General features: G+C 58.4%; 5 protein-coding genes and 1 pseudogene. 2 read left to right on the top strand and 4 right to left on the bottom strand.

The features are described 5' to 3' along the window. Positions 1 to 213: 213 nt before the first annotated feature. The 4 genes from secB to NA637_RS23205 all read right to left on the bottom strand — a co-directional run bounded on the left by secB (position 214) and on the right by NA637_RS23205 (position 5,858). On the bottom strand, positions 214 to 666 hold the full coding sequence (secB, locus tag NA637_RS23220; RefSeq protein ID WP_256074878.1) for a protein-export chaperone SecB: 453 nt from the start codon (positions 664 to 666) through the stop codon (positions 214 to 216). A gap of 117 nt (positions 667 to 783) precedes the next feature. Further along, the gene (locus NA637_RS23215; RefSeq protein WP_256074877.1) at positions 784 to 1,284 is read right to left on the bottom strand and encodes an acetone carboxylase subunit gamma; all 501 of its coding nucleotides are present in this window, start codon (positions 1,282 to 1,284) and stop codon (positions 784 to 786) included. Positions 1,285 to 1,360: 76 nt separating this feature from the next. Then, positions 1,361 to 3,727, bottom strand: a complete 2,367-nt coding sequence (locus tag NA637_RS23210; RefSeq protein WP_256074876.1) for a hydantoinase B/oxoprolinase family protein — start codon at positions 3,725 to 3,727, stop codon at positions 1,361 to 1,363. Continuing rightward, positions 3,717 to 5,858 (bottom strand): hydantoinase/oxoprolinase family protein, encoded by a 2,142-nt coding sequence (locus NA637_RS23205; RefSeq protein ID WP_256074875.1) that lies wholly within the window; start codon positions 5,856 to 5,858, stop codon positions 3,717 to 3,719. The genes NA637_RS23210 and NA637_RS23205 overlap by 11 nt, the downstream gene beginning before the upstream one ends. A 453-nt stretch (positions 5,859 to 6,311) precedes the next feature. On the opposite strand from NA637_RS23205, the gene NA637_RS23200 reads away from it, so the two are divergent. Then, complete coding sequence (locus NA637_RS23200; RefSeq protein ID WP_256074874.1) at positions 6,312 to 8,279, top strand: sigma-54-dependent Fis family transcriptional regulator; 1,968 nt, start codon at positions 6,312 to 6,314, stop codon at positions 8,277 to 8,279. 62 nt (positions 8,280 to 8,341) lie between these two features. Next, positions 8,342 to 8,590: pseudogene (locus NA637_RS23195) on the top strand (IS1595 family transposase); the annotation flags it as partial.

Genomic DNA, 8,590 nt, shown 5'->3' with positions numbered 1-8,590 from the left:
GCGCTGAGCTCAAGCCCGTCGACCACCTCAACGATAAAGCGAGCCAAGTGACGCTCCGCCAGCCAGGCTCTCTCCAGGCCTGGGGGAAGGAGCAGTGGCTGATGATGCGGGATCTCTGATCCCGTCAGGGTTCGATACTGAAGGCGCCAACATGCATCTGGACGAGCCAGTTGTCGTCTACGAGCCACTCGGCCCGCGAACCTGTTTCCCGTCCTAAGCGGAGGCTCTGTTTTTTTCCGTATAGAGCGCGTCGAAGTTGACGGGGGCCAGCATCAGCGGCGGGAAACACCCCTTCAGCATGATGGTGTCGAGGGTTTCACGAAGATAAGGAAACATGACCAGGGGGCAGGCGGAGTTGAGCGCTTCATCCAGTTTCTGCTCGGGGAAGCCTTTGATCATAAACAGGGCGGCCTGATCGACCTCGACCAGGAAGGCGAGAAGACCGTCGTTTTTTGCGGTGACCGATACGGACAGCACCACTTCATAGAGGCCATCGCCGATCGATTCGTGGCTGACATTCAAATCCAGGCTGATCTCAGGTTTCCAGTTCTGCTTGAAAATCTTCGCCGCATTCGGCGCTTCGAAGGATGAGTTTTTAATATAGATTTTTTGTAACGCGAAGAACGGTTGTTCGGCCCCGTGGGTATTTTTATCCTTGTCCAACATGTCACACCTCGTAATCTCTTCAGCATTTCAATTTATTAAACGGGCTTGCAACGGGAGGGATCTGGGAATACCCCGGCCGGAGTTCGGCCGGGGTATCACTTAGGTGACAGACGCCGGTCAAGCGTTCACCGGCGCGGGCAGATCCAGCCAATCAAACAAGGCTTTCAGATCCGGCTGGAAGTCATGAATGACCGGATACCAGGGCGTGGGCGCCTCGACATCGTGCATCACCCCACAACTCGGGCAATAGTATTCACGATAGACCTGCCAGCTGGTGTCCGGGGCCATCAGCGTGGGATAAACCTCCTGCATCTTCTCTTTGCTGTCACGTACGTAGATCAGCGCATTGAGCTTCCAGTTTTTCTGGTAATCGCCATACTCATGACCACAGGAGCATTTGGTGAACAGTTTTTTATCTTGCTGGGTTTCTGCCAGAAAAAGGTGAGGACCAAAGGGCATGATGATCCTATCGTCCCAGGATACCTGCTCCTGCAACACGGCGACGTAATTGGCGTAGCGTTCCTTGTCCTTGGGCAAAGATAACATGCGGTGCAGAGTATCCCAGTCCAGATCCCCTTTGACCAAATCGGATATTTGTTTTTTGGTATAAGTCGACATAATCAGTCTCTCTTTTATTTTTTGAATTGTGAGATGCCATTGAAGGGGGACGCTCAGGCACCCCCTTCGTAGACAATCACTGCTCGGTCATGATCACGGGATGAACATCGGGCAGTTCGCTCAGGTCCATATGGTATTTGGCGCCAAACATGGGTATATCGAGTTCTTCCTCTTTCAATTCCCAGCCGGCCGGCAGATCCCAAAACTCTTTGAATTCGGCGAGGAACTTCTCTGACAGATAAAAGCTGGAGGCGAACATCTGCTGGACCTGGACCGATGCCTTCTTATCCAGAATTTTCTGACGCTCCTGCTCCATCCATTGATGGGTCAGTTGGCCCCGGGCGATCCGCTCCTGGCGGATCGCCTGCCGGCGTGCCGCCGTTTTCTTTTCATCTACTACCCAGTCGCCGGCTTTGTTCTGGGAGATCACTACGCCGTAAACCTTTTGGGCAAATTCCGGCAGCACGAAGTTCTGGTTGAGGTCGTCGGCGACCGCCGCCGGATCGCGATCCAGGGGATCACCGAAGCCCGGACCGCCACGCAGGTAGTTGAGGTAGAGATCGCCATTCTCGAAGATCGTTTCGGTGGTGATGCACTGCTTATCGCGCTTAACCCGCGCACCGGCGTCGAGGTGTTTCTCAAATTCGCAGGCGCCGGGGTCACGATCTTTACCCAGGGGCAGCGACTTGCCCGCCTTGATGCGATCCAAAAGACCGGTGTCATGGGCTTCGAAGCGGTAACCGGTCGCGGCCGGATAACCGCCCATCAGCCCCCAGTCGCTGTTCATGTAGCCGTTGCCCATGAAGAACATGGTCCAATCGGCGGAACCCCAGACCATGCGCAGGGTTTCGAATCCGAGACCGCCGCGGTATTTACCGTAACCGCCGGTATTGGTCTTGATGGTCCGTCCCATATAGAGCAGAGGTTCGGCCAGTTCCCAGATCTCGATATCGCCCATGTCCCCTTCGGGATTCCAGATCGCCGCCGCGTGATTCAGGCCATCCTTGACGGCGCAGGCGCCCGTGCCGCAGGCCGCGGTTTCGAAGCTGTTGACGGCATGGATCTCGCCTTCCTGGTTGATACCGCCGCCCTGCAGCCAGTTGCAGGGGTTGGAGTTGCCCGCGTTGACCTCTTCCAGATAGCCGCGGCCGAAATAGGTCCGGCTTACGCCGCGCCACAGGGAACTCCAGGAAGAGACCAGGAAGTGCCAGGCATCAGCATGGGCGGTGCGGCGGTCGTCCGGATTGGTCCAGGTGCCCTTGGGCAGCCGGAATTCGGTGGCGTAACGGGCACCGTCATTGATCCGTTCGGTGGGTACCAGGGATTGGGTCATCATGACCCAGATGCCGCTGGTGAAGGCCACGGGGTTGGCATTGTAGGTGTGCCAGCCCCAGCGGCTGCAGCCCTCGAAATCTAAGCGCCAGGTGGCGTCGGGTTTTACCGTGATCTCGCAGGGGGCGTGCATGATGGTATCGATCTTGGCGAACGGCGGAACGACCACATCTTCGTGCATATAGGGCACGTCCACAAAGGCGACGGTGCGGATCTTGCCGGGAATGGTCATCGCCTTGATCCGGCTGATGAGCCCGCGCCGGCCATCCTCGATCACTTCCGTGGCAAATTTTTCATAGGCGGCGGCACCCTCTTCACGGACCGTCTCCTCGACCAGATCGCGGATCATATGGCAGCCGGCGATACGGGTCTTCTCGTCCAGGATCCAGTACTTGGGGGTGCGCACATTACGCTGGCTCTCGTGGAGCCAATCCCGCAGCGGCGTGTCGTTGATGCCAGTCTTACGACAGGTGATCTGCACCCCGTCACCGAAGCGCTGGACCTGACCGTTGGACATGGAGCCCGGGCCCACCGCGCCCACATCGATGACGTGAGTCACGCCGCCCACCCAGCCGATCAATTGACCTTCATGGAAAATCGGCACGATGGTAGCGATATCGCAAGGGTGCACGTTGCCGATCTGGCAATCATTGTTGGTGAACATGTCACCTGGGTTAATCCCGGGGTTGGATTCCCAGTTATTCTGAATCATGTATTTGATGGCGGCTCCCATGGTCCCCACATGAATAATGATCCCCGTGGAGGTGGCGATACAGTCACCCGCCACGTTATAGAGGGTAAAGCACAACTCCCCCTCCTGCTCGACGATGGGCGATGCCGCAATCTTCTTGGCCACTTCACGGGAATTGACCAAGCCTGCACGGAGCTTGGAAAAGATCCGCTCATAACCGATGGGGTCCGACTCTTTAAATTCCAGCCGTTCCAGGCCATTGTAGTACCCGGTTTTTTCCGTGCGTTGTAGAATCAGATTGCGATGATCATTGAGCGTAAGTCCGCTATCCAGCAGTTTTCCTGTCTGGGCAAAGGTTTCTTGAATAGTCATGAGAGGTCCTCGACTTGTTATATTTATAATTGGATAGTTAGCATTCAATCAGATGGAACAGGCGGTTCACATCCAGGAAAGTCTCGAATCCTGGCGGTATTACATAAGTAGTGGCATCGGATTCGATGACCGCAGGGCCTTTTATTTCGTTACCGGGCTTGAGCTTTTCCATATGATAGATGGCGGCCTCGACCCACTCTTTTTCGTAATAGAAGGGCCGGGTACCCAGGCGTGACTCAGGAGGCGGAGTAGGGCCGGCTTCCGGCTCCTCCGGAATATTGGGTTTCTTGGTTTCCACGGAGCCGCGCATGATGGCGCCGGTGATTCCGTAACCCAGTTCCGGCGATCGCGCGGCGTCGGCGTAGACCCGCGCGTAGGTATCGTTGAACGACTGCACCAGGTCGTCCCAGTCCTCCGCACCGGACAGTGCTGCCACCGGCGAATCGATCTCCAGATCGTTCAACTGCCCCAGGTATTGCATGGAGTAACCGGGGGTCAGAGTGACCTCCTCGTCCTTGAAGCCGTTGATCCGGAACTCTTCCAGAACCTTGGTGCGCAGTTCGTTCCAAGCCGCCTGCAGGGTGGTGGTGGCCGCGGTGATATCCTCGGTGGTGGACTTCTCGTTGATACCGATATCGACACTCTTGTCGTAGCGATACTCGAAATCGGCGGTCGCACAGCCGAAGGCGGAGAAACCGGCCGCCCAAGCGGGCACGATGGTCTCCTTGAAGCCCAGCCCCTTGGTATAGCCATAGGCATGCACGGGACCTGCGCCGCCGTAGGAGAAGCAGACGAAGTCGGCGGGGCTGTAGCCCTTGCCGGTGATCATGGCACGCAGATGCTGGCGCAGTGACAGATCCAGCAGTTCGATGACCCCGGCGGCAGCGTCCTCGACCGAGAGTCTCAGGGGGTCGGCGATCTGACGCTTGATCTCGCACCGCGCCCGCTCGACATCCAGTTGCAAGACCCCGCCGAGGAAGTTATCGGGATTCAGGTAGCCGAGGATGATGTGGCAGTCGGTCACCGAGACGGTATCGAGCCCCCCCTCCGGCCAGCAGGTACCAACCTTATAGCCTGCGCTGTCCGGCCCCAGCTTGATGGCATTGGCATGGGGATCGATACGCACGAAGCTCCCCGCACCGGCGCCGATGGAGTCCATCGCCACCAGCGGCAGAGAAAGCACCAGACGCGCCATATCCCCGTCTTTATGGATGGCGAAGTTGTTCTTGGTGATCAGCGCCATGTCGAAGCTGGTCCCGCCGATGTCGGAGCAGGCGATATTCTCGTAGCCGAGTTTTTCACCCAGAAATTTGGCCCCGATGACGCCGCCGATCGGCCCCGACACCAAGGATCGCGCCAGCTCTTTGGCTTTCCAGCTGATGGTGCCGCCATGGCTGGCCATGACCCGCAGATCGAACTGGCCGCCGACGTCCTTCATGCTGTTGCTGATGGTCCCCAGGGTGGCGCGGGAGGGTTCGGCCGCGTAAGCCTCAAGGATAGTGGTGTTGGTGCGGTGGCTTTCCTTGCGCATCGGGTAGTAGTCCACGGAGGCGAACACCGGGATCTCGACCCCCATCTCCCGGGCGACCTCCTTGCAGACATCGCGGACGGCCTTTTCGTGGTCCCCGTTCAGATAGGAACTCAGTAGACTGATGACGATCGTCTTGCAGCCCTGCTCGATCAGCTCCCGCGCAGCCTCCCGGGCCTCGTGCAGGCGCACCGGAATCACCACATTGCCCTTGGAGTCGATCCGTTCGGTGACGCCGCGGGTGTCCTTGATGCTCACCAGAGGATCTTCGTAGCGATGGGTGTTGAGGTGAATGCGATCCTCGAAGGCGTAACCCAGATAGCTCTGGATGGCCCGTCCCATACGGTGAAAATCTTCAAACCCCTTGCTGACGATCAGCCCGGTACGCAGCCCCTTGCGTCCCACGACGCGGTTGAGCATGGCGGTTCCCGAGAAGACGCAAGTCACCATTCCGGGGAAAACATCCTCCGCCGTTCTACCCCAATGGGCCAGGGCGTCCTTGCTGGACTCCAGCACCGCCTGGGATTCGTTGACGTTACTCTGCGCCTTGCCGACGACAAACGTCCCGTCGGCCCGCACAAAAAAGGTATCGGTCATAGTGCCGCCGGCATCGATACCGAGGACTTCTACTGGATTCGCTAATTGATTCAAAATTATATCCTCTATTATTCTTATTGCTGACATTGCTGAAGCCGCTTGCTTGCCCGGTCCCGATCAGGAGCGGCACGTTCGGTCATCCAAACCCACCGGCCTGGACAACCGCTTAAATACATAGCACCGGCTGTGCCAATAAAAAATAAGCCAATAAAAACAATAGTAAACATTCGTCTTCTTTAAAATAATCGACCCTGTTGGATGGTATTGCGTTCGAAAATCGGTCGCCTATCGACCGTTAATCGACCCTTCCGGGCATCGCTTGGTAATGTGCTAATGTGTATAGAGATGAAAAGAGAGATGAGAAAGAGGAAGGGCGTCATCTGCCCAGACCTGGCCTGAAGCAGCGATTGTAAACAGGTCAAAATTCAAAATGAGAATGTTTTATCTAATAAAAGGTTCAAGATAAGAACGGTTTATCTAATAAATAGAATAAAAGCGGTGACCATCATGAAAAAGAACGCGCCGTTACGCGGGTCGGTGGCTGTCGAGCAGCCTGGGCGCATCGCCAATGCGCGGGAGCGGTTACTGAGCATCGGCACCCTTCCCGACGAAACCGTCCGCTCGGTCATCAAGGCCTCATGGCAACGCTGTGTCTCCAGGGAAGTGAACCCCCTGGTGGCCAAACAGGCCATCGACCTCGAGAATGCGCAATTGGAGGAGATCCGGGCCGCTCACCAGGAGCTGATCTGTGCCTCGGAAACCATCATGCGCGATGCCCACGACCTCTTGGCCCAATCCGGCACCATCATGCACCTGGTGGCTCCCTCCGGAGTGATCCTGCGCAGCCACGGCGATCCCAAGACGCTGGAACTGGCCAATCAATTCCGCCTCGTACCCGGCGCCAACTGGGACGAGTGTGCCGCGGGGACCAATGCCATCGGTACGGCGCTGCGTATCGGCTCCCCGGTGCAGGTGCACGCCTGCGAACATTTCTGTGAAAACATCAGCAACTGGACCTGCTCCGCCGCCGTCATCTGGGATCCCTTCGAAAACAAGGTGCTGGGCGCGGTCAATATCTCCGGGCTCAAGAACACCCTGCATGATTATTGCCTGGCGCTGGCCGTCTCCGGTGCCCACCGTATCGAAGGGCAACTGGCTCACCTGCTGCTCTCCAAGCGCGAACGGCTGTTGGGCGAAACCCTGGGGCGCTTCACGGCCCCCGGCAACGATGGCCTGTTGCTGATGGATCTGGAGGGGCGACTGGTGCGCGGCAATGGGCACGCCGAGCGCGTGCTGGCGGCGCGCGGCATCAAGCTCGACCTGACCCCCTACAGTCCCGTCCTCTCCCTGAACGGGGAGGGGCGTCTGGCTCCACGGGCGGAACCGGTTCTGCCGCGGTTAGCGCGCGAATGGATCGAGCCGGTCCGCCACCGTGGAGAAACGATCGGCTACTTCGCGGTGATCCCCTTCCCCATACCACGCACTACGCGCGTGGCGATGGACAACAAACGCGCCCAGAAGACCACCCGTCCCGCTGGCTTTTCCCGTCTGATCGGCCAGAGTCCGCTGTTTCTCAAAACCGTACAGCAGGCGGAACGCCTGGCCAAAGCGCCCATCCCTATTTTACTGCAGGGCGAGACCGGCGTCGGTAAGGAGCTGTTCGCCAACGCCATGCACGAGGCCGGCCCCCATTGCGAGGGCGCCTTCATCGCCCTCAATTGTGGCGGCCTGTCCCGTGACCTGCTGGCGGGGGAGCTGTTTGGCTACGTGGAGGGAGCATTTACCGGCGCCCGGCGTGGCGGAATGATCGGCAAGATCGAGGCCGCCAATGGGGGCACCCTGTTTCTGGACGAGATCGGCGAGATGCCCCTGGACCTGCAACCCCTGTTCCTGCGGGTACTGCAGGAGTCGGAGATCTGCCGGGTCGGCGAGACTCGTCCGCGCAAGGTGAACTTCCGTCTGATCGCCGCCACCAATCGCGACCTGGCCGAGGAGGTCGCTGAAGGGCGCTTCCGGATGGACCTCTACTACCGCATCTCGTCCATGACCCTGACCCTGCCCGCCCTGCGACAACGACGGGGGGATACGGCCCTGCTGGCCGAGGATATCCTGGCACGGCTGGCCGAACAGCATGGCGGCGTACCCAAGCGGCTGAGCCAGGATTTACGGACTGCGCTCGAAGGCCATTCCTGGCCCGGCAATATTCGGGAGTTGAGCAATCTGGTGACGGCCGCCTATTTCCTCACCGATAGCGACGAGCTGACACCCGCCGATCTGCCAGCGACTCTTTGCGCTTCGGCCGCCAGGGTTGAAGAAGACGGTGACCATCCCCTGGAGTCGGCGGAGAAAGCAGTGATCGCCCAGCTCATTCACGAACAGGGTGGCAACCTGACCCGCGCGGCCAAGGCGTTGAACATCGCCAAGAGCACTCTCTATTGCAAACTGAAAAAATATGACCTGCCCCGTCCCGACTGATGCATAAGGGGTCGGAGTGAAAAACAGATCTGATTACGTACCAAGCTCAGTTGCTCAGCTGGCGCGCCAGCTATCAGTGCAGCCGCTACCATCACCAAACGTCGCTGACCCGCGGACGATTTTCGACAGCACTAGGCTCCCACTGACCACCTGGTTTCTGGCGATCTACCTGCTGAGGCAACGCAAGAACAGCTTGTCAGCCCTGCAGCTCTCGCGTGAGCTGGGGGTGAGCTACAACACGGCCTGGAAGCTCAAGCACACAATCATGCAGGTCATGCTTGAGCGAGAACAGAACGCAGTGCTCGGGGAGC

Origin of the sequence: Stutzerimonas stutzeri, from assembly GCF_024448935.1 — a bacterium.
Lineage (GTDB): Bacteria > Pseudomonadota > Gammaproteobacteria > Pseudomonadales > Pseudomonadaceae > Stutzerimonas > Stutzerimonas stutzeri_AO.
This window is presented reverse-complemented; position numbering and strand designations above follow the sequence as displayed.